Here is a 21,489-nt window from a genome sequence, read left to right as displayed (position 1 = left end):
ATTTAATAAAATGTGCAGGCGCAAGATAATAAAGATTAACATCTACTTAAGACCACACAGGAGTATTTTTTATATGGTCATAAAAAAAGAAGAGCGCATTTTCCAAATCGAAAATTGCGCTCTTCCACAACCTAACCAATAAATCAACCAATAATTATTCTATATACCTTGTGTATGAGTTAATTTTAATTTTTGCACCAAGGGCATTCAGAAGACTATATAAGCCCATAAATGTTCTGCTTATATAGAGAAAATGTTTACTCCCCCTGTTTCCGTTCATTCTTCGAAGCTCTTTATCCATACTGTATCTTTCACTTAGTCCGGCAATGGAGTTCAAAAGTTCATCATCGGCAAAATTGAATGTCTCAGCCTGTAAGGGAATTGTAAAAAGACTAAGCATATTATAATACATCTCAGAAAAATATTTCGTTTCCTTTTCTGAATCATCTGGTCTCAGTATCTCTAATTCCGTCAGTTTTTCTCTGAAAAATTCAGTGTTTTCAAAGTTCTCTTTTTTGGTCAGTTCAAAATACGGGGTATAGAATTCTTCAGGCAATCGCTTAACACAGCCAAAATCTATGGCAATAAGGTTTGTGTCCTTGTCTACAAGGAAATTACCGGGATGCGGATCGGCATGTACGGCCTTCAATCCGTGGATCTGGAACATATAGAAATCCCAGAGCGCCTGCCCTATCTTGTCAGCCTTTTCCTGATCGGTATTTAGCTTTGCAAACTCGCTCAGGTGACGGCCTTCCATCCAGTCCATCGTAATAATCCGTTCACTGGAAAGTTCTTCATAATATTTCGGGAATCTGAGATTGCCGATTGCTGAACAGGCTTCAGAGATTTCCCGGCTTTGCTGTAATTCAAGCTTATAGTCAGTTTCCTCCAAAAGTTTGGACTCCACCTCTTTGAAATATTTTTCAGAATCTTGACCCTGCATATTGAACATACTCAAGGCGATAGGCTTGACCATCGCAAGATCTGAGCTGATACTGTCTGCAACCCCCGGATATTGGATTTTCACAGCAAGTTTTTTCCCATCTTTAGTTGCCTGGTGAACCTGGCCAATACTGGCAGCATTCACAGACTGGGTTGCAAACGTATCATACAGTTCCTCAGGGTAAGCCCCGTGGTATTTCTTAAAGGTCTTTCTAACCAGTGGTGCAGATAATGGCGGAACGCTAAATTGCGCCAGGCTGAATTTTTCTACATAAGCCGTAGGAAGCAGATTCTTTTCCATAGAAAGCATTTGAGCCACTTTTAAAGCACTCCCCTTCAGGCTTTTTAAAGAATTGTATATGTCTTCGGCGTTACTCTCATCGAGTTCGTCCCTTGTAAGTTTAGAATCCAGGGCTTTCTTACCATAATATTTAAGGTAATTCCCCCCTATCTTTACCCCGGTCTTAACCAGTTTGGAGGTGCGCCCTATCTTTCCTGTTGGTATTTTATCTATCGTCTTCATTTATCCCTTTCCGCATTATACCATCTTTTCCTTCCACAGGAATTTTCCAAAATCGACAATTCTCTCCAGGGGAGTATTATCGAAAACATCAAAAGCAGTGTTCACTGATTTCTCTATTGCAACATCGGTACTCTCAAATTGCGCTGAATTATCATCCATCCAGAATTTCAGCAGAAATAAAAACTGCACCCACACTGCTTCTGAAAAAAACATTTCAGACTGCTGCAACAATTTAAACGGCTTATCTTTATTTCCTTCTTTTATCAGATCCCTGGAATAGGACTTCACTCTCTTCCGAAGAAGTTTTAACTGACTTAGATTCTTCAGCGGCATTTCGTGCTGTTTTAAAGCGAAAAGTACGTAGCTTCTGTTGGCCGTAAGATTTTCAAAGAAAGTGAAGTAAAAGGTGAGCATCTTTTCACGACTCGAGAAAGATTCATACTCCTTACTTTTATGAAGTACGGCTACAGTATGCTCGAAGAACCTTTCCCATATACCCTTCTGAAGGCCTTCAAAGCTTCCATAAAACTTATAGAAATCTTCTTCTTTAATTTTATTTTCCTTACAAAACTTATAAACCGTACCAGGCTCCTTTCCGTTTTCGAGCACATAATCCATATACAGCCCTATAAGTTTATCACGGGTTAAGGATTCTTTCTTAGTTGTATTTCTCTTAGCAGTTGCCATAATTTAAATTCTTATTTCAAAAATACTCTTGTTTAACTTTTAATTCAAAATATTAAACAGAAAGTTTTGTTAAATATGAAGAAGGGATTTTGATTTTCAAAAACTTAGACGAGAACCAGTCTGTCAAATTACAAGTTATGTCAGTTTGTCAGCGCACCTAACTTGGTACTTTTTTTGACTAATGAGAGGTGAAATTGATTAATAAAAAATAAAAATATATGGCAACCGGAAACATTAATGTATCTGTTGAGAACATTTTTCCGCTGATAAAGAAATTCTTATACAGCGACCACGAAATTTTTCTTAGAGAGCTTATCTCTAACGCTACCGACGCTACGCTAAAGCTGAAGCATCTTGCTGATATTGGCGAGACCAGTGTAGAATATGGAGATCCCGTTATTGAGGTAAAGATCGATAAGGAAAACAAAAAACTTCACGTGATCGACCAGGGAGTGGGGATGACCAAAGAAGAAGTTGAGAAATACATTAACGAGGTAGCTTTTTCAGGAGCCGAAGAGTTCCTTGAAAAGTATAAAGACTCCGCGAAAGACAGTGGTATAATTGGCCATTTTGGTCTTGGTTTCTATTCTGCCTTTATGGTGGCCAACAAAGTAGAGATCATCACCAAATCTTACAAAGATGCTCCCGCGGCACACTGGGTATGTGAAGGTACTACCGAATTCACCCTGGAGGATGCAGATAAGAAAGAACGCGGAACAGAGATCATCCTTCATATCAATGATGATGACAAGGAATTCCTTGAAGAGAACCGTATCCAGGAGCTATTGGTAAAGTATAACAAGTTTATGCCCATCCCGATCAAATTCGGAACAAAGGAAGAGACTTTACCATTACCTGAAGATGCACCTGAGGATGCAAAACCGGATACCAAAACGGTAGACAATATCATCAACAATCCTGAACCGGCCTGGACCAAACAGCCTACCGAGCTTCAGGATGAAGATTACAACAGCTTTTACCGTGAGCTTTACCCGATGCAGTTCGAGGAGCCCTTATTTCATATTCACCTTAACGTAGATTATCCTTTCAATCTTACCGGGATTCTTTATTTCCCTAAGATGACGCAGGATATGAACATCCAGAGAGATAAAATTCAGCTATACCAGAACCAGGTTTTCGTAACCGATAACGTAGAAGGGATCGTTCCAGAATTCCTTACGATGTTGCGCGGGGTGATCGATTCTCCTGATATTCCGCTGAACGTTTCCCGGTCTTACCTTCAGGCAGACGGAAATGTGAAGAAGATCTCAAGCTATATCACCAGAAAAGTTGCAGATAAACTGAAGAGTCTTTTCAATAACAACCGTGAAGATTTCGAAAAGAAATGGAATGACATTAAGATCGTTATTGAATACGGGATGCTATCTGAAGATAAGTTCTTTGAAAAAGCTCAGAAATTTGCCCTTTATCCAACTGTAGACGGAGATTACTATACTTTTGATGAACTTGAAGAGAAAATTAAAGACAACCAGACCGATAAGGATGGTAACCTTGTGGTGCTTTACGCATCTAACGAAAATGAGCAGCACAGCTATATTGAGGCTGCCAAAGCAAAAGGATACCAGGTATTGCTTCTTGATTCTCCAATAGTTTCTCACCTGCTGCAGAAGATGGAAAGTGAAAAAGAGAAGATCTCTTTCGTAAGAGTAGATGCCGACCACGCAGACAATCTTATTAAGAAAGATGATGAAAAGATCTCTAAGCTTTCTGAAGAAGAGAAAGAGAAACTTAAGGAAGACTTTGAAAAGGTAGTCCCAAAAGAAAAGTATACGGTACAGCTGGAGGCAATGGACAGCGACGCCGCGCCTATGCTTATCACGCAGCCTGAATTTATGAGAAGAATGAAGGAGATGCAGCAAACCGGTGGCGGCGGTATGTTCGGTATGGGCAATATGCCGGAAATGTACAACCTGGTGGTCAACACCAACCACCCGTTAATTTCAGAGATCCTGAACACCAAAACAGCAAAGAAACAGGAGCGTTTGATCAAGCAATCGCTTGACCTTGCGAGGCTTTCTCAGAACCTACTGAAAGGGGAAGAGTTAACCGCTTTCATCAAACGTAGTTTCGATATGGTGAAATAAGTTAATTCCAATTGATTGAAGAAACCGCTTTACCTCAGGGGAAAGCGGTTTTTTTATTTGATGCCCTAAAAACTTTTGTATATTCCCTCATAAAATTGCAAAAATGAAAAACCTCCTCTCCTTATTGATCATTCTCAGCTTTTTGGCCTGTAAAGAAAGTACGGAAAAAAAAGGAGCTGAAGGTCCTGAACAACCTGAAGAGAAAAATATTCCTGCCGAGCCCGGGAATGGGATTGGTGACGGGGCGGTCTCACCGGCTGTCGCCTTTGCAACAAGCATCGAGCAGGCGCATAATAAGAAAGAATTCAGAACAAGAGAAGCTGTTGCTTTTGATATCAGTCTGAGATTTGGCGGTAAGGAAAGATTGAACGGAAGAATATCTATGCTTACCAACTCGGGTAAAGTAAGACTTGAAAAAGCTGATGGCACTTCCCTCATCTATGACGGTTCTAATGTTTATATGAGTCCCAAGGCGGCTGATGAAAAAGGAGCTCGTTTCGATATGTTCACCTGGCAGTATTTTTTCGCAATGCCATTTAAACTGACAGATCCCGGCACTAATTGGGAGCTTATGGGAAAAACCAGGTTTAAAGACAGCCTTAGAGAAACCGCAAAACTAACTTTTGGAGAAAATATAGGGGACGCCCCGGATGATTGGTATGTGGTTTATAAAGATGAAAAGACCGGCAGGTTGAAGGCCGCCGCTTATATAGTGACCTTCAACAAAGATCAGTCTGAAGCCGAAAAGAATCCTCACGCCATAGTCTATAAAGACTATAAAACCATAAACCAGGTGCCATTTGCCACCCTCTGGAGTTTTCATAACTGGTCTGAAGAAAACGGAATAGAAGACGAGATTGGATCGGCCAGGATCTCAAATATCCAGTTTTTTGATCCTTCTGTTTCATTTTTTGAGAAACCGGAAGATGCTAAGATCATCGAAAAATAAATTTATCTTAACCTGAAATTATGCAGTATCCCTGGCACCTATATCTAATGGCATTTATGTATGTACTTGCCGGAATTTTTCATTTTATCCGGCCAAAAATGTATATGCGAATAATGCCCCGGTATTTACCCGCACACAAAACGCTGGTCTACCTCAGCGGACTTGCAGAGATCGCACTTGGAGCAGGTCTTTGCTTTCCTGAAACCAAGAACTGGTCTATCTACGCGATCATTTTAATGTTGTTCTTATTCCTGCTTGTTCATTTCTATATGCTCAGCTCTCCGAAGGCCGGTGCCGGTTTACCAAAATGGGTCCTGATCCTGCGCATTCCGCTTCAGTTTTTATTAATCTGGTGGGCGCTATTTTATTTGCCTTTATAATATGCAGGAAGAAAAGATCATATTACCTGATTCCGATCTAATTTATTACCGGGATTTTTTAGTGGAAAAAGAAGCACAGCAATTTTTAAAGATCTTCATTGAAGAATTTCCCTGGCGACAGGATAAAATCAAATTATTCGGCAAAGAACATTTACAGCCACGGTTAACCGCTTTATTTGCCGATAACGCGAAACCTTACACCTATTCGGGAATTACAATGCAACCGGACGAATTTCCGGAACCACTGCTTAAAATTAAACATAGAGCTGAAGAGGTGTGCGGTACAAAATTCACCACCTGTCTTGCTAACCTTTACCGCGACGGGCAGGACAGCATGGGCTGGCACGCCGATGATGAAAAGGAACTCGGAAAAAATCCTGTGATCGCATCCGTAAGCCTGGGTGCCGAGCGAATGTTCCATTTAAAACACAAGCAAGAAAAAAGCCTGAAGCATAAGCTCAGGCTTGAAAATGGTAGTTTATTTTTAATGCAGGGGCTTACCCAGCATTTCTGGAAACATCAGATTCCAAAAACAAAAAAGGTGACAGCCCCCCGGATAAATCTCACTTTCAGAAAGATCAAATAACTATCCGAAGATCTCGTTAAGCACTTTTGCAAGTCTTATCCCTCCTTTTTGAAGCTGCTCCAAAACCATCGGCATCCTTTCATACATATATTCATAGCCCAGCTTCTCTCCTATTTCAACCGAACCATATAAATCATTTGCAAGGCCCCTGGATTCGTATACCCAATCCAACAACCCTCCTTTTCTAATGGAGTCTAATTTAGTTTTAGAAAGTTCCTTTGTATTTTCGGCCAGTTCAGTATAGCTCATATCGTAAGAATCGATCATATCACTATCCCAAACCCTGTGAAGGTTAGTTCCGTCGCCAAACCAGCGAACCTGTATATCATTTCCGCCGCGATCTGAACCTCTCCCAACGTGAAAAGGTTGATGAAGATCTCCCATAAAATGAACGAGCATCTTTAGGTAAAACACCTTGTCTTCTCGGGAAGCCTCTTTATCTGTCAGGACCTCTTTACACTTTCTGATAGCCTGAACAAGATCTCCTTTAGGATTAGCCTTCTTTTCATCATATTCGTCCGCTTCCGGGTCTATATTCACGTAATGCCAGGGCCCGAATTGTCTAAAATCGGGATCACTCTTAATATCATCGGCATAATTGGAAACGAAAGCAAGGCTGCGCCCATCAAGTAGATTTTCTATCGCACGTTCAGCTTTCCTGGTAAGGTGGCCCTCTGCAATCTCAGCGGTTGCCCGGTGACCGGTCTTTCCCCAGTCTTCATTATTTGAAAAGCCGGGATTACAGGTTAGAACGAACAAAGCAAGGGCAATAAATATTCTCATATCTTCTGATTTTTGCACAAATATAAACATAGCTATGTAAAATTCCTGTTATTTCTGCAGCAGCTTAAATTTTAATTCAATATATTTATAATATCATTTTAATATCAACCAATACTTTTAGATATGACATCCGAAAAAAACTTACCCCCTTCAAACGGCTATGTAATGCTGTTTTTGTTCCTCGTGCTGTTCTTAGTTAGCATCGCAGGATTTATTATGATGAAGAACCCGTGGTTCATCCTTCTGTTTCTGGCCTCGATCTTCATCCTGCCGGGACTCATTCTTGTAAACCCGAACGAATCCAGGGTTCTCCTGCTTTTTGGAGATTATAAAGGGACGGTGAAAAAGAACGGGCTATTTTGGGTAAACCCTTTTTATACCAAAAAGAAGATCTCCTTAAGGGCTCGTAATTTCGACAGTGAAAGACTGAAGGTAAACGACAAACTGGGGAATCCGATAATGATAAGCACCATCCTGGTATGGAGAGTACTGGACACATACAAGGCTTCTTTTGATGTGAACGATTTCGAGAATTTTGTAGTTGTACAGACGGATGCTGCGGTACGAAAGCTTGCAAGTATGTATCCTTATGATAACTTTGCCGATGAAGGCCTGGAAGAAGAAACCACCCTTCGTTCCAGTATGGCAGAGGTAAGCGATGCCCTGGAAAAGGAATTGGAAGAAAGACTGGATATAGCCGGGATAGAAGTACTTGAAGCGCGAATTGGGTACCTTGCTTATGCCAACGAGATTGCCAGTGCGATGTTAAAAAGGCAACAGGCAACAGCTATCGTGGCGGCAAGACATAAAATTGTTGAAGGGGCGGTAAGTATGGTAGAAATGGCCCTGCACGAGCTAAGTGAAAAAGAACTTGTAGATCTTGATGCCGAACGCCGTGCAGCTATGGTAAGTAATTTGATGGTTGTTTTATGTAGCGATAAAGATGCCACCCCGGTCGTGAATACCGGCACACTCAATCATTAAGCTTGTACAATCTAACTGAAGAAATATGAAACGTTTATTTCTACTCCTAATTGGAACACTGGGCATTTCAACTGCATTTGCCCAGGGAGAAGCTTATAGAGAAGAGGAACTTAGCATAAACCCCTATATAGACGGAAGCCTTACCAATCCGGTTTCGGGTGATGCCGAATCACTGGTAATCCTTATTCAGGGTTCAGGTCCTACCGACCGAAATGGGAATCAGCCGATGAAAAAGAGTGATTTCTCGAAGAAGATCTCCCGCCAACTGGCCGAAAATGGCATCGCTTCCTTCAGGTATGACAAACGCATCTTTAAAATGGATGCCCTCAGGATTAATGAAGAAGACCTGAGGTTCGAAGATTTTATAGAAGATGCAGTAAATGTTCTAGAGTACTTCAGAAAAGAGGACCGGTACAAGAGGATTATTATAGCCGGGCACAGTCAGGGTTCCCTGGTAGGCATCCTTTCTGCAAGGGAAAGAGCCGATGCTTTCATTTCGCTAGCCGGTGCCGGCCAGACCCTCGATAAAATGATCGTGGAGCAAGTTGGCAAGCAGGCACCCGACCTTAAGGAAAGTATGCAGGAAAGCTTCAATAAATTAAAAGAGCGGGGAAAGGTTGAAGATTACAATCCTATGCTTCAATCGGTATTTCGCCCTGAGACGCAGCCTTTCCTGGCATCCTGGATCAAATATGACCCGGTTGAGGAGATCTCTAAACTGAATATCCCCGTCCTGATCATCAACGGGAGCAGAGACCTGCAGATCGAACCAAAAGAAGCTGAGATGCTGAATGCCGCCCTTCCGGAATCTAAACTTGTGATCATAGAAAATATGAATCACGTTTTCCGGGAAATAAAAGATGAAGATGCACTATATAACTTCAAATCGTACAGCGAACCCAACAGGCCTTTACATCCTGAACTATTACCTGTAATGATTGAGTTTATAAACGGACTGAACCAATAAGATGAGTAACAAGAAAGCATTTGCCCTTAGAGTTGATGAAGAGATGCTGAAAGCCATTGAGAAATGGGCTGCTGATGAATTCAGAAGCACCAATGGGCAGATTGAATGGATGCTGAACAAATCCTTAAAAGAAGCCAAAAGACACCCGAAAAATAAAAAGAACTAATACATGCCCTACCAGATCATTTTTTCAGATATAGACGGAACCCTTCTGAATCACCAAAGGGAATTATCTGAACACACGAAAAACACCATCAAAGAGCTTAATCATTTACCATTTGTGCTGATCTCGGCGAGGATGCCCGCAGCAATGAGGCATCTTCAGAAAGATCTTGATATAGAGCATCAGCCAATTATTTGCTATAATGGTGGGCTTATACTTGTTGATAATGAACCGGTAAGCTCCACCGAGATCCCTGTAGATCTTATGCATCGTCTTTCAGAGTTCAACTCCGGAATAGATTGCCATTTAAGTCTTTATCATAATGACGAATGGTATGTGCCACAAAAAGACAGATGGGCAGACCGGGAAGAAAACAATACCAAGGTAACTCCAGAGGTAATGTCTAATGCTGATGTTATCAAAAAATGGAGGAACGAAGGCAAAGGCGCCCACAAGATTATGGCGATGGGGAGCGAAGAACAAATAGATCAAATCAGAGATTTTCTTACCAAAGAATTTCCGAATGAACTTCATCTGTATCGTTCCAAACCCACTTATCTTGAGATTGCCCACAAAAGAATCTCAAAATTCACCGCAATTAGCCACTTGCTGGAAAATCATTTTAACTTAAAACCGGAGGAAAGTGTTGCCTTTGGAGATAACTACAATGATGTTGAAATGATAAAAGGCGTTGGAATGGGAGTTGCTGTGGCAAATGCGAGGAAGGAAGTCCTGGAAGTTGCCAATTTAGTGACCGGCCACGGCAAGGAAGATGGGGTTGCAGCAGGCCTTAAAAAACTGTTTAAAACATCTGAAGACTAATAGTCTTATTCTTTAAGAAGAGTTTAAGAAAAATTGTATTTTGCCGATCGCAAATACAATTTTTCTATGGAAAAGACACCGCTTTTCACCAATGACGCAATTGTCTTTGGTCTTTTAATGATAGCCCTCGGCTTTGTATTCTATACATCCTCAAAGAAGGAAGGTTTTTGGAAAAAATTCTACTCAGTAGTTCCTGCACTTTTAATGTGCTATTTACTCCCCGCCATCTTCAATTCGGCGGGATTAATAGATGATTCCACATCACAACTCTATTATGTAGCCAGCAGGTTTATGCTGCCCGCTGCCCTGGTTTTGATGACCTTAAGTATAGATCTCAAAGCTATTTTCAACCTTGGTCCCAAAGCACTGATAATGTTCTTCGCCGGTACGGTGGGAATCATTATTGGCGGACCGATAGCTATCCTTATAGTTTCGGCAATTTCTCCTGAAACGGTTGGCGGGGTTGGCCCTGATGCCATTTGGCGAGGCCTGTCTACCATTGCGGGCAGCTGGATTGGCGGTGGTGCCAACCAGGCAGCTATGCTGGAGATCTATGAATACAACCCCGATCTTTACGGCGGGATGGTACTGGTAGATATTGTGGTGGCCAACCTTCTTATGGCCGGTCTTTTAATGGGAATCGGAAAAAGCGAACAACTGGACAAATGGCTGAAAGCCGATAATTCGGCAATAACCCAACTTAAGGACAGGGTATCAGATTATGCCGCAAGCGTAACAAGAAACCCACAATTGTCCGATTATATGATAATGCTGGCCCTTGCCTTTGGTGCAGTAGGAATTGCCCACTGGGGAGCCGACGGAATTTCCAGCTTTTTATCGAACAATTTCGAAGTCTTTAACGACAGCAAAAGTGCGCTTTCCTCCTTTTCTTCCAGTTTTTTCTGGATGATCACCATTGCAACGGCAATAGGAATATTTCTGAGTTTCACTCCTATGAAGAAGTATGAAGGTGCCGGAGCCAGTAAGCTGGGAAGTATTTTCATCTATATCCTTGTGGCAACTATAGGTATGAAAATGGACCTGGGAATGGTATTCGATAATCCGGGACTAATAGGGATCGGGCTGATCTGGATGATCATTCACGTGATATTCCTTTTTGCTACTGCCAAGATCATTAAAGCCCCTTACTTTTTCCTTGCGGTAGGAAGCCAGGCAAATGTTGGAGGAGCCGCTTCAGCCCCGGTGGTAGCAGCAGCATTCCACCCTTCGTTAGCAACTGTTGGCGTACTACTTGCAGTATTTGGTTATGTGGTTGGGACCTATGGCGCGATCCTTACCACGATATTAATGCAAATAGCAGCGGGGAGTTAGTATAAAACCGAAAAATATAAGATATTTGCGCTCCTAAAATCCAGAATAAAAAATGAAAAAAATCAGCCTTCTTTTATTAGTGATCATCAGCCTCGCGGCTTGTTCAGAAAAAGAAAGTAACCTTACTGTAAACGGAAATATTAAAGGACTAAAAAAAGGAACCGTGTACCTTCAGAAAATTGAGGACACCTTGGTCGTGAATGTAGATTCAGTTAAAGTAGATGGAAATTCACAGTTCACGATGCAGGCCTATATTGAAAGTCCGCAAATTATGTATCTGTACCTTCAGAAGGTTGACAACTCAGAATATGACGACAGGCTTAATTTTTTCGCTGAGAAAGGAGAGGTAAATATTACCACCAATCTTAAGAACTTTGAAAGTGAGGCTAAGATCACGGCGGCAAAGAACCAGGAAAGACTGGAAGAATACCGCAAGATGATGGACCGCTTCAATGACAGCAACTTGGAACTTATAAAAGAAAATTTCAAAGCCCAGAAGGCCGAAGACGAAGACAAATTAATGGAGATCAACAAGCGTTATGACAACCTGTTGAAGAGAAAATATCTTTATACGGTGAATTTCGCCATCAACAATAAGGATCTTGAGATCGCTCCATATCTTGCGCTATCTGAGATCTTTGATGCTAACATCAAGTATCTGGACACCATTTACACCTCACTGGATAAGGGTGTCAAGAAATCGAAATACGGGAAGCAACTTAAAGATTTTCTCAAGGAACGTCGCGAGCAGGAAAAGAAATTATCGGCTCAAATGGAGGATGAGGAGCAGCAATAAAAATTCTTTCTAAAACATATAAAATTATAAGCCTCAAAATTGAGGCTTTTTTTATGGCCTTTACAGAAACAGAACTATCTTTAAAATAAAAAAGCCCCTCGATTGAGGAGCTTTTTTGAGCCGATGGAGGGACTCGAACCCACGACCTGCTGATTACAAATCAGCTGCTCTAGCCAGCTGAGCTACATCGGCACTCTGAATTTATCTTATAAGGCGTTTACTTTCTTAACCAGCTTTTCAGCTTTGGCCTGAAGGTCTTTCTCTATTGCCTTAAAATGTTGCTTTTTGTTCTCAACATCTTTTTGATTGATCTTGATGATCAATTCGTCAAAATCTGCAATAGCTTCATCAACTATCGCTTCAGACTTTGCTGTATCTTCTTTGGGATTGGCCATTTGGTGCAGGTATACTGCGTCAATAATATCGCCCAACACATAATTCACATCCCTTTTTAACAATCTTTTACTTGCCATAACTTATAAATTTCGGCTGCGAATTTAATCTATTTTTTGATATGAAAGACCAGAAACTTGATTTTTTATTCTTCCCTTAATTCTTTGAGATTTCCCGCAGAGCCTCAAGTGCCTCGGGAATATGCCTGGTCGCATTCATACTATTAAACCTAAACCTTAGAATTCCATTTTCATCAAAGACAAAGGTCTCTCTTCCGGGCACCAGCCCGAGGAAGGATGATTTCACTCCAAATGCTTTCCTGGCCTCTTTTTCCGTGTCTGAAAGAAATATAAATGGAAGCTTATATTTCTCGCTGAATTTAGAATGGGAAGCTTCAGAATCTGAACTAATGGCGATGACCTCAGCCCCCAGATCCTTGAAATCTTCATACCGGTCTCTGAAACTACAGGCTTCTTTAGTGCAGCCCGGGGTGAAATCCTTAGGATAAAAATAGACCACAAATGCCTGCTCTCCCTTTAAATCTTTAAAACTGAACAGCTCTCCGTTCTTATCCTTAAGTTCCAGCTCAGGAACCTCATCTCCAATATTCAATGACATATTACTCTCCTTTATAGCTTACAAAATTGCGCGGGGTTTCATATAGTGTTACTTCAAGAGCGAGAGATTCCTTTAGTTTTTTACGCAATTTATTCCAGATAACCACCGATATGTTTTCGGCTGTAGGATTCAATTCTTTAAATTCTTCCACCTCAACATTCAGGTTCTTATGATCAAAAGGAACCTCCACCTCTTCATAAATAAGATCCTTTAACTGCTTAAGATCCATCACAAATCCAGTTTCCTGATCGATCTCTCCTGTAACCGATACCACCAGCTCATAATTATGCCCGTGATAATTCGGGTTGCTGCATTTACCAAAAACAGCCTCATTTTTGGCATCGCTCCAATCCTTCCGGAAAAGCCGGTGGGCAGCATTAAAGTGAGCCTTCCTGTGTACGGTCAATCTCATTGCTCTATAGTTGAATAATATTTGTCGAATATAATCTTAAACCATTCTGTATAAACCGAAGGATTATCTTTCATATCCTGTTTGATGTCCTCTAAAGACATCCATTTCCAGGCAGCCACTTCTTCCGGATTCGGGTCCGGATCTGCTTCATAATCCCCTACAAGAATATGGTCATATTCGTGTTCGGTAAGTCCGTTATCAAAAGGAGCTTTATAGATAAATGAAATGGTATCCTTAAGATCTGTGGTAAAGCCCATTTCTTCCATTAACCTTCTCTTTCCGGCAGCAACATTGCTTTCTCCTTCCCTCTGGTGACTGCAGCAGGTATTGGTCCACAGCCCGGGAGAGTGGTATTTTGAAAGAGCACGTTGCTGGATCATCAACTCTCCCTTTTTATTAAAAACAAACACCGAAAAAGCACGGTGAAGCAAGGCCTTTTCGTGAGCTTCGATCTTCTCCATCAATCCGATCTGCTCATCCTTTTCATTAACTAATATTACTTTTTCCTTTCCCATTTCTTTTTTTGAAGCTCAAATGTACAAAATAGGCCCAAGCTTTCACAACAGCTTACTCAGCTGATAATCTTGCGTTTTCCCCGAGCTCTGCATAAAGCCTGCAATCTATGGAAAGAATGAATTCTGACCTTCTGTTCAGTTCGTGTTTCCTTTCACTGCAAGGCTTCCCGTTACTACAATCATTAAGGAGTTCGGTCTCCCCGTATCCTCTTCCTGACAGCCTTTCGGCATCTATTCCCTGGGCCGTAAAATAAGCGATCGTCGCTTTTACCCTTTCCCGGGACAGTTCAAGATTATAGGCATCGGCCGCCCGACTGTCGGTATGAGACCTGATGTCCAGTAATAAAGCGGGATGCTCTTTCATAAACTGAACAATAGCCTCCAGGCCTTCCTTATCGTTTTCTCTTATCTGGGCTTTATCAAGATCAAAATGAATAGGATCCAGGTTCAGGACCCTGGTGAGATCATCTCCCACTCTGGCAGCAACAATGGTCTTGTCTTTTCCGTAGGCCTGAAATTTTATAAGATTTTCCTTTCTTTTTATTTCGGTCGTATAAAAGCTCCAGTTAAAGAAAGCCCGCATCGCGGCGATATATTCGGGGCCGGAACCATAGATGCTATGCCCTCCCTCATACATCACCATTCCATTCCTGGGGTTGCCAAAGGCGTGACCATATACGATCATCGCTGCCTCCCCTTTCGATTTTGAAGGAATATCAGGTGCATCGGGATCTATAACAAGCCTTTTTGTCTCCTCCCGCCATAAATTTATTGCCTTCGGAAAATACACCCTTTCAGACCCATTTAAATGGGCTTTATCTGTACTACCCAGGTATTGCGCCACCGGATCATGAGGAAAAAGATGAGTGTAAGGGGGCGTGGCATTCCTGTGGTCATAATACGGAACAAGTCCCGCACTTGGAGCCCCGGCAAAACCGGCGGAAAGAAAATTAAGCTGAATGAGTTTTCCGGAACCCTTGTTCTCATCAGCATCCCTGCCCTTAATATTCTCCAACGTGCTTACTGCCCTGCAACCGGCCCAGATTGCTCCTTTATAATCCCTATTCCAGAAATAAAGATTTTTATGAGTTTCAAATTTAGGATCGGCGTGTGGCATCACGAAAATATCGTCACATACCCCAAGCTCAGAAGGATCTTTCCAACCTTCTGAGCTTGAACCCCCATAAGCCGATGAGGGTATTTCAGCAGCCTGGAAAAAAGGCAACGCTATGCTCCCGTTCTCCTTATCCAAGGTCCATTTGGGCGCAACAGAAAGGGATGTAAAAACAGGCAAATTCATAGAAGACTTTGAGTAGCTTCCTGCCACTCCCTTTTTCTCCCATTCTCTAATTCTTTGTGCTACTTCATCTGAAATATAAGATACCGGAATAACAAAAGAACCGGACCTGTATGCCGTATCATCGTGAGCAAAGTCCGTTTCATCCTTCTTCTTGCCGGGCCTGATCACCCATTCTACCTCAACCTGGTAGTTATTCAGAAGATCGTAAAGCAATCCGTATGGTTTAAGGGCATTGGAATGGGTTTGAGGACTCAGCCCCATATTGATGAGATAGGAGCCTTCAGGAATGACTTTCATTTGGGATTGCGCCATTAGCATTGATGAAAACAGTATCGTTATCAACACTAATAAACCCGGCAGGTATTTTCTGAAAATCCCCATTATTGTTTGGATTGAGCCACTACCTACAAAGATAGAGAAATGTTTATTCACAATCTCCGACCAAAGACACAAATCACCGTTAGACCTGTAGAAATTCACCCGGAAAATCTGGCTGAAATTCCTTAAAATAATAGTATTTTTGCGCCTCAAATATCCAGTAATGAAGAGCTTTCAAAAAGAAATAAACAGACGTAGAACCTTTGGTATTATCTCTCACCCTGATGCCGGTAAAACAACACTTACCGAGAAACTACTCCTTTTTGGAGGGGCCATCCAGGAAGCCGGCGCCGTGAAATCCAATAAGATCAAAAAAGGTGCTACGAGTGACTTTATGGAGATCGAACGACAAAGAGGGATCTCGGTTGCCACCTCTGTTTTAGCCTTTAATTACAAGGATAATAAGATCAATATCCTGGATACTCCGGGACACAAGGATTTTGCAGAAGATACCTTCAGAACTCTTACCGCCGTAGACAGCGTGATCGTGGTTATCGATGTCGCGAAAGGTGTGGAGGAGCAGACCGAAAAACTCGTGGAGGTTTGCAGAATGCGCAACATCCCGATGATCGTTTTTATCAATAAACTTGACCGTGAAGGTAAGGATGCATTCGAGCTTCTTGATGAGATTGAACAAAAACTGAACCTCACCGTTACGCCATTAAGCTACCCGATAGGAATGGGATATGACTTTAAAGGGATCTATAATATCTGGGAAAAGAACGTCAACCTTTTTACCGGAGATCCACGTAAAGATATTGAAGATACCATAGAGGTTTCTGACCTTAACACTGAAGAGCTTGATGAACTTATAGGCAGTGAAGCCGCCGACAATCTGAGGGAGGAGCTTGAACTTGCCCAGGGAGTGTATCCTGAATTTAATAAGGCAGCTTATTTAAAAGGAGACCTGCAGCCTGTATTTTTCGGATCGGCTTTAAATAACTTTGGGGTTAGGGAATTACTGGACTGTTTCATCAATATTGCTCCCGCACCGCGTCCCAAAGAAAGTGACACCAGGGAAGTAAAGCCGGAAGAAGATAAATTCACAGGATTCGTATTTAAGATCCACGCCAATATGGACCCTAAACACAGGGACCGTTTGGCCTTCGTGAAAATTGTTTCGGGTAAATTCGAAAGGAATAAGGCCTATTTACACGTTAGAAATAATAAGAACCTGAAATTCTCCAGCCCGAATGCCTTCTTTGCAGAAAGGAAAGAGATTGTGGATGTTTCCTATCCCGGGGACATCGTAGGCCTGCACGACACCGGGAACTTTAAGATAGGTGACACCCTTACCGAAGGCGAGTCCCTTAATTACCGTGGAATCCCAAGCTTCTCGCCGGAACATTTCCGCTACATCAACAATGCTGATCCTATGAAATCCAAACAACTGGATAAAGGAATCGACCAATTGATGGACGAAGGTGTTGCGCAGCTTTTCAAACTTGAAATGAACAACCGGAAGGTTATAGGAACCGTAGGGGCACTTCAGTTCGAGGTGATCCAGTACCGACTCGAGCACGAATACGGGGCCAAGTGTACCTATGAAAACCTGAATGTTTATAAAGCCACCTGGGTGGAACCGGAAGATGAGAAAAGCGAAGAATTTAAGGACTTCAAAAGGGTTAAGGCAAAATTCCTTGCGAAGGATAAAAGAGGGCAACTTGTATTCCTTGCCGACTCACAGTTCTCTTTACAGATGACACAGCAAAAATATCCGTCAATTAAATTCCACTTTACTTCAGAATTTTAATCCTTTTTTGAATTAAAACTCCTTTTCCCAGCAAGGATCTCAAAGAATAATTTGAAATCTGAGATGAGGCTCCATAGCGGATACTTGAAGGTTGCAGGTTTGTTCTTTTCAAATAAAGCGTGGCCAATCCAGGCAAACCCATAACCTACAAGAGGCACAAAGATCCATTTCCAGCCCCAGCCGTAAAATATGGCCTGGAATACCAAAACAAAGACCAGGAAAGTACCGATAAAGTGGAGAATACGACTGGTGGTATTCTGATGTTCCGACAAATAGAATTGGTAAAATTCAGAGTAAGATCTAATTCTTTCAGCCATAACCAGGATGTTTACTCTAAAGTAAACATTTTTATTCATTAGTTATGGTTTGGATAACCGGGACCGAAAAAACTCATAACCCGTTGATTTAAAACCCATAAGAAACCCCAAAATATAAAGACCAGAAGCAGCAGCCTTAAATAGAAGTTAATTTCATATATTTTCAGCATAAACCCGTCTTTTATGAACCAGTTAAATGAGATCATTTCTCAGTTTGCCTCTGCCGTTTGGGGACTCCCTCTAGTTATTTTGCTCATTGGCGGCGGCTTATACCTTTTAGTTTTATCACGATTTCTTCCTTTTCGTCACTTAGGTCATTCCATAGACCTCTTGCGCGGAAAATATAACAACCCTAACGATCCGGGTGAGATCAATCATTTTCAGGCCTTATCCACTGCCCTCTCCTCTACCGTAGGAATGGGGAACATTGCCGGTGTTGCCGTGGCTATTGCCTTAGGTGGTCCTGGTGCAGTGTTTTGGCTTTGGATAAGCGCCATTGTAGGAATGGCCACGAAATTCTTCACCAACAGCCTTGCTGTAATGTACAGAGGAAAAGACACCCAGGGAAATATTCAGGGCGGGGTAATGTATTTCATCACCGAAGGACTCGGAAAAAAATGGAAAGTCCTTGCTGTATTTTTCAGCGTGGCTGGATTAATAGGTGCCCTTCCGGTATTCAATGTGAATCAGCTTACCCAGGCTATCAATTTCATCCTTTTAGAACCGAATAATGTTCCGCAGGGTTTTACCACCAATTTCATTATCGGGCTTATCCTGACCATTATTACCTCTATCGTAATCCTTGGAGGGCTTTACAGAATTAGCCGTACGGTTTCTAAGCTGGTTCCCGCGATGGTCGCTCTTTATTTTTTCTCGGTGCTTATTATTCTTGTTGTGAACATTCAGGAATTACCAAACTATCTTGGAATGATCTTTACAGATGCCTTTGCCGCCAACAACTACCAGGGCGAACCGCTCTTTGGAGGCCTTGTTGGCGGACTTATCATTCTTGGGATACGCAGGGGTGCTTTCTCTAACGAAGCAGGTATAGGAACGGCGACAATGGCTCACGGGGCAAGTAAAACCTCTGAACCTATAAGAGAAGGACTTGTTGCAATGCTCGGTCCGGCTATAGACACACTTGTTGTATGTACTTTGACTGCCCTGAGCATTCTCGTAACCGGGGTATGGCAAACCAGTGATGCCAACGGAGTAAGCCTTACGGCAGCAGCCTTCAGTGACTCTATTCCTTATGTTGGAGATTACCTGCTTCTGCTTTGTATTGCAGCTTTCAGTATCTCTTCGCTTTTTTCATTTTCGTACTACGGAACCAAATGCCTTTCTTTTTTAATTGGTGCTGAAAGAAAGCACTGGTACAACTATTTTTATATCATCAGCATAATGCTGGGGGCAACTACCTCGCTGAGTATGATGATCAATCTCATTGACGGATTTTTTGCATTAATGGCTATCCCCACTATGATCGCAACCCTTATCCTTGCGCCAAAAGTTATGGAACGAGCTAAGGTCTATTTCAAAAAATACAAGGATAAACCGGTCACCTCACAACCGGAACCAGAAACTATTCGGGAACGTTCAGAATAATTAAAAACCTCACAGGATTGATTGTGGGGTTTTATTCTTCAGCTACTGCATATACTTCAAGTTTCTTGCCTGTGACCTTTTCAAAAAGGTCAGCTTTTCTCAGGCATCCCCAGATCTCGAGTTCTGGATCACCATAGGTTGTAATTAATAATTTCACGAGATCTTTTTCATTTTGGATCTCTAATTTCTGCACATTCTGATAATGACTTCTGTCCAGACCATCAGCCACCCGCAGAATCCCTGATAACTTCTTGACCTTTTTTCTGGACGACTTATAAAGTCTTTTATACAATTTATGTTTCTTCTTCTTGGGAGTTGACTTCCTATGGTACCTCGCAACATTGGCCATAATATCAATTTCATCCTCCTTAAACCCAAGGAGTTCCGAATGCCGAATAAGATATAATGCGTGTTTGTGATGCTTCCTGTAAGAGATATAATAGCCTATATCGTGCATTAAGGTCGCGTATTCCAGTAAGTCCCGGTCTGAATCTTCAAGCCGAAGTTCATCCTGGAAAACATCGAATATCTGCAATGCAAAATCCGCCACATGCTTGGAGTGCGCTTCAGGCCAGTTGGTTTTTCTAAGCAGCTCATAGACACTCCTTTTTCTGGGATCTTCAAAATGAGCCAAAAGATCAAGATTCAGCTTCTCCTTCTGCTCCTTGATATATTTAAGGATCATCCCTTCACGAAGCGCAGACTCAGAAATGCGCAGGCTTTCAATATTGAACTCCTCTATGAGATATTTTAAAAGAACAACGCCAGGGTTGATAATATCGATCCTCTTTTCCTCGAGCTGCTTTATTTTCTTTCGTTTCTTTCTCTTAAGACCAATGAAATCCTCATAAAATTCGAGAAAATCATCCGCTGAAAACTCCAGTTCATTAAGGGTCATATTAGCCGTAAGTGATTTCCGGCTGGCGATCATAGCTCCGATATTCTCCATAGTTCCGGAGGAACCAATAATAGTCTTCACCTTATGTTTCTGAACCACTTGCGCAACTTCGGCAAGCTGCTTACTGAAATGCTTCCTGAGACTTGTAATATCATCTTCAGAAATAGGGTCTGAAGAAACAAATTGGGCCGCCATCCTGGCCACCCCTAGTTTTAAACTGGTAAAATAAATAAGCTCTTCATTATTGCCTACAATAAATTCCACGCTCCCGCCTCCAACATCTATCATCAGCACCATTTCATCTGAAAGCACCACCCCGTGGCGGACGGCAAAGCCTATCATTTCAGCCTCCATTTTCCCGGAGATCGCCCGCACTTTAACCCCCGTATACTCCTTCACTTCCTGAATAAAATCTCCTCCGTTCTCTGCCTCTCTTATGGCACTGGTGGCAAATGCAAGAATAGTTTCCACATTCTGACTGTCGCATAGGAATTTAATCCTTTTCAGGGCTTCCAGCCCCCGGTCCATCGCATCGCGACTAAGCCGGTTTTCCATACCCTTTTCTGCCAGGATCACCATCTCTTTAAGCTTATCTATGGTTCTAAAACTTCCATCGGGATATATATCCACCAAAACGGCGTGGAAGGAATTGGTGCCAAGATCTATTGCAGCTATGCGTTTCGCGGGTCCTGAATTTACTTCCTGAGACGAGGATGTCATATAAGAGGTTTTATTTGAATTAAACCTAAGTTACTCAATTTTAATCTAAGTCCCGAAATTACGCCAGTTGTTTAGTAGAACCTGTGAACAAAAAAAGAGTCCTGAAATTCGTGAATTTCGGGACTCTTTTTTCTCTTAAAGGTATATGGGGTTAAGCCTGACCAGTAGGACCAAAATTCAACGGGATAGGAGATTTTTCATAATCCCTGATCTCGCCGTGGGCCTTCTCAAACCGGTCTATATTATCTCCAAGGGCTTTCAGCAGTCTTTTGGCGTGTTGCGGAGTCAAGATAATTCGGGATTTCACCTTGCTTTTGGGTTTTCCCGGCATAATATTCACAAAATCCACAACAAATTCTGAAACCGAATGGTTGATGATGGCAAGATTGGAATAGGTCCCTTCTGCCACGCTTTCGTCAAGTTCTATATTGATCTGTCCTTTCTTAGGCTGCTTTTTTTCTTCGCTCATAATAATTTCATTTAATAAAATAAAAGTACAAAAAATCCCGGTGTTAAACCGGGATCTGTGTTTGTATAAAAAAGCAGGGCCGCAAATTGCGG

General features: G+C 41.9%; 23 protein-coding genes and 1 tRNA gene. 12 read left to right on the top strand and 12 right to left on the bottom strand.

Annotated elements, in window-relative coordinates; translation table 11 throughout:
* Window positions 1-154: 154 nt before the first annotated feature.
* Both ACFQ3Q_RS06130 and ACFQ3Q_RS06125 read right to left on the bottom strand, forming a co-directional pair.
* Entirely contained in the window at window positions 155-1,465 is a 1,311-nt protein-coding gene (locus ACFQ3Q_RS06130) for an ABC1 kinase family protein (RefSeq protein WP_380743956.1), read from the bottom strand.
* Window positions 1,466-1,480: 15 nt separating this feature from the next.
* On the bottom strand, window positions 1,481-2,152 hold the full coding sequence (locus ACFQ3Q_RS06125; protein WP_380743955.1) for a TetR family transcriptional regulator C-terminal domain-containing protein: 672 nt from the start codon (window positions 2,150-2,152) through the stop codon (window positions 1,481-1,483).
* 218 nt (window positions 2,153-2,370) lie between these two features.
* On the opposite strand from ACFQ3Q_RS06125, the gene htpG reads away from it, so the two are divergent.
* The 4 genes from htpG (at window position 2,371) to ACFQ3Q_RS06105 (ending at window position 6,172) form a co-directional block, all read left to right on the top strand.
* Window positions 2,371-4,257 carry a molecular chaperone HtpG gene (gene htpG / locus ACFQ3Q_RS06120; RefSeq protein ID WP_380743953.1) on the top strand — a complete coding sequence of 629 codons (1,887 nt, stop codon included), beginning with the start codon at window positions 2,371-2,373 and terminating at the stop codon, window positions 4,255-4,257.
* A gap of 103 nt (window positions 4,258-4,360) precedes the next feature.
* Window positions 4,361-5,206 (top strand): DUF6503 family protein, encoded by an 846-nt coding sequence (locus ACFQ3Q_RS06115; protein ID WP_380743951.1) that lies wholly within the window; start codon window positions 4,361-4,363, stop codon window positions 5,204-5,206.
* Between the two features lie 20 nt (window positions 5,207-5,226).
* A complete protein-coding gene (locus ACFQ3Q_RS06110) occupies window positions 5,227-5,586 on the top strand; it encodes a DoxX family protein (protein WP_380743949.1) in 360 nt (119 codons plus the stop codon).
* A gap of 1 nt (window position 5,587) precedes the next feature.
* Entirely contained in the window at window positions 5,588-6,172 is a 585-nt protein-coding gene (locus ACFQ3Q_RS06105) for an alpha-ketoglutarate-dependent dioxygenase AlkB family protein (RefSeq protein ID WP_380743947.1), read from the top strand.
* On the opposite strand, the gene ACFQ3Q_RS06100 is transcribed toward ACFQ3Q_RS06105, so the two are convergent.
* Window positions 6,173-6,955: a S1/P1 nuclease gene (locus ACFQ3Q_RS06100; RefSeq protein WP_380743945.1), complete on the bottom strand. Its 783-nt coding sequence runs from the start codon at window positions 6,953-6,955 to the stop codon at window positions 6,173-6,175.
* Window positions 6,956-7,078: 123 nt separating this feature from the next.
* Here ACFQ3Q_RS06100 and ACFQ3Q_RS06095 point away from each other — a divergent pair, with 123 nt between their 5' ends.
* From ACFQ3Q_RS06095 to ACFQ3Q_RS06070, 6 genes are all read left to right on the top strand, one after another.
* Window positions 7,079-7,939: an SPFH domain-containing protein gene (locus tag ACFQ3Q_RS06095; RefSeq protein WP_380743944.1), complete on the top strand. Its 861-nt coding sequence runs from the start codon at window positions 7,079-7,081 to the stop codon at window positions 7,937-7,939.
* A gap of 25 nt (window positions 7,940-7,964) precedes the next feature.
* Window positions 7,965-8,906, top strand: a complete 942-nt coding sequence (locus tag ACFQ3Q_RS06090; protein WP_380743942.1) for an alpha/beta hydrolase family protein — start codon at window positions 7,965-7,967, stop codon at window positions 8,904-8,906.
* Between the two features lies 1 nt (window position 8,907).
* Window positions 8,908-9,072, top strand: a complete 165-nt coding sequence (locus tag ACFQ3Q_RS06085; protein ID WP_380743940.1) for an Arc family DNA binding domain-containing protein — start codon at window positions 8,908-8,910, stop codon at window positions 9,070-9,072.
* 3 nt (window positions 9,073-9,075) lie between these two features.
* A complete protein-coding gene (locus tag ACFQ3Q_RS06080) occupies window positions 9,076-9,891 on the top strand; it encodes an HAD family hydrolase (protein WP_380743938.1) in 816 nt (271 codons plus the stop codon).
* A 66-nt stretch (window positions 9,892-9,957) separates the two neighbouring features.
* On the top strand, window positions 9,958-11,223 hold the full coding sequence (locus ACFQ3Q_RS06075) for a DUF819 family protein (protein WP_380743936.1): 1,266 nt from the start codon (window positions 9,958-9,960) through the stop codon (window positions 11,221-11,223).
* Between the two features lie 52 nt (window positions 11,224-11,275).
* Window positions 11,276-12,019, top strand: coding sequence for a DUF4369 domain-containing protein (locus tag ACFQ3Q_RS06070; RefSeq protein WP_380743934.1), 744 nt, complete (start codon window positions 11,276-11,278; stop codon window positions 12,017-12,019).
* Window positions 12,020-12,137: 118 nt separating this feature from the next.
* Here the strand turns inward: ACFQ3Q_RS06070 and ACFQ3Q_RS06065 are convergent.
* The 6 genes from ACFQ3Q_RS06065 to ACFQ3Q_RS06040 form a co-directional block, all read right to left on the bottom strand.
* Window positions 12,138-12,211: transfer RNA gene (locus tag ACFQ3Q_RS06065), tRNA-Thr, on the bottom strand.
* 14 nt (window positions 12,212-12,225) lie between these two features.
* The gene (locus ACFQ3Q_RS06060; protein ID WP_380743932.1) at window positions 12,226-12,492 is read right to left on the bottom strand and encodes a hypothetical protein; all 267 of its coding nucleotides are present in this window, start codon (window positions 12,490-12,492) and stop codon (window positions 12,226-12,228) included.
* Between the two features lie 76 nt (window positions 12,493-12,568).
* Window positions 12,569-13,030, bottom strand: coding sequence for a peroxiredoxin (locus tag ACFQ3Q_RS06055; protein ID WP_380743930.1), 462 nt, complete (start codon window positions 13,028-13,030; stop codon window positions 12,569-12,571).
* 1 nt (window position 13,031) lies between these two features.
* Complete coding sequence (locus ACFQ3Q_RS06050; protein WP_380743928.1) at window positions 13,032-13,442, bottom strand: 6-pyruvoyl trahydropterin synthase family protein; 411 nt, start codon at window positions 13,440-13,442, stop codon at window positions 13,032-13,034.
* The gene (gene idi / locus ACFQ3Q_RS06045; protein ID WP_380743927.1) at window positions 13,439-13,957 is read right to left on the bottom strand and encodes an isopentenyl-diphosphate Delta-isomerase; all 519 of its coding nucleotides are present in this window, start codon (window positions 13,955-13,957) and stop codon (window positions 13,439-13,441) included. Before idi ends, ACFQ3Q_RS06050 begins: the two co-directional genes overlap by 4 nt.
* A gap of 52 nt (window positions 13,958-14,009) precedes the next feature.
* A complete protein-coding gene (locus tag ACFQ3Q_RS06040; protein WP_380743925.1) occupies window positions 14,010-15,569 on the bottom strand; it encodes an OmpA family protein in 1,560 nt (519 codons plus the stop codon).
* Window positions 15,570-15,798: 229 nt separating this feature from the next.
* Here ACFQ3Q_RS06040 and ACFQ3Q_RS06035 point away from each other — a divergent pair, with 229 nt between their 5' ends.
* Window positions 15,799-17,388: a peptide chain release factor 3 gene (locus tag ACFQ3Q_RS06035; protein WP_380743923.1), complete on the top strand. Its 1,590-nt coding sequence runs from the start codon at window positions 15,799-15,801 to the stop codon at window positions 17,386-17,388.
* Here ACFQ3Q_RS06035 and ACFQ3Q_RS06030 read toward each other — a convergent pair.
* Window positions 17,385-17,744 (bottom strand): Mpo1-like protein, encoded by a 360-nt coding sequence (locus ACFQ3Q_RS06030; protein ID WP_380743921.1) that lies wholly within the window; start codon window positions 17,742-17,744, stop codon window positions 17,385-17,387. The two genes, ACFQ3Q_RS06035 and ACFQ3Q_RS06030, sit on opposite strands and share 4 nt — an antisense overlap.
* Window positions 17,745-17,888: 144 nt before the next feature.
* Here ACFQ3Q_RS06030 and ACFQ3Q_RS06025 point away from each other — a divergent pair, with 144 nt between their 5' ends.
* Window positions 17,889-19,310 (top strand): alanine/glycine:cation symporter family protein, encoded by a 1,422-nt coding sequence (locus ACFQ3Q_RS06025; RefSeq protein WP_380743919.1) that lies wholly within the window; start codon window positions 17,889-17,891, stop codon window positions 19,308-19,310.
* Between the two features lie 31 nt (window positions 19,311-19,341).
* On the opposite strand, the gene ACFQ3Q_RS06020 is transcribed toward ACFQ3Q_RS06025, so the two are convergent.
* Together ACFQ3Q_RS06020 and ACFQ3Q_RS06015 are read right to left on the bottom strand one after the other, a co-directional pair.
* Window positions 19,342-20,928 (bottom strand): Ppx/GppA phosphatase family protein, encoded by a 1,587-nt coding sequence (locus ACFQ3Q_RS06020; RefSeq protein ID WP_380743917.1) that lies wholly within the window; start codon window positions 20,926-20,928, stop codon window positions 19,342-19,344.
* Window positions 20,929-21,079: 151 nt separating this feature from the next.
* Entirely contained in the window at window positions 21,080-21,397 is a 318-nt protein-coding gene (locus ACFQ3Q_RS06015; RefSeq protein ID WP_380743915.1) for a DUF3467 domain-containing protein, read from the bottom strand.
* Window positions 21,398-21,489: the final 92 nt, after the last annotated feature.

The organism is Salegentibacter chungangensis (assembly GCF_042678405.1).
GTDB lineage: Bacteria > Bacteroidota > Bacteroidia > Flavobacteriales > Flavobacteriaceae > Salegentibacter_A > Salegentibacter_A chungangensis.
The sequence above is the reverse complement of the archived record's forward strand: the minus strand, read 5'-3'. Positions and strand labels throughout refer to the sequence as shown.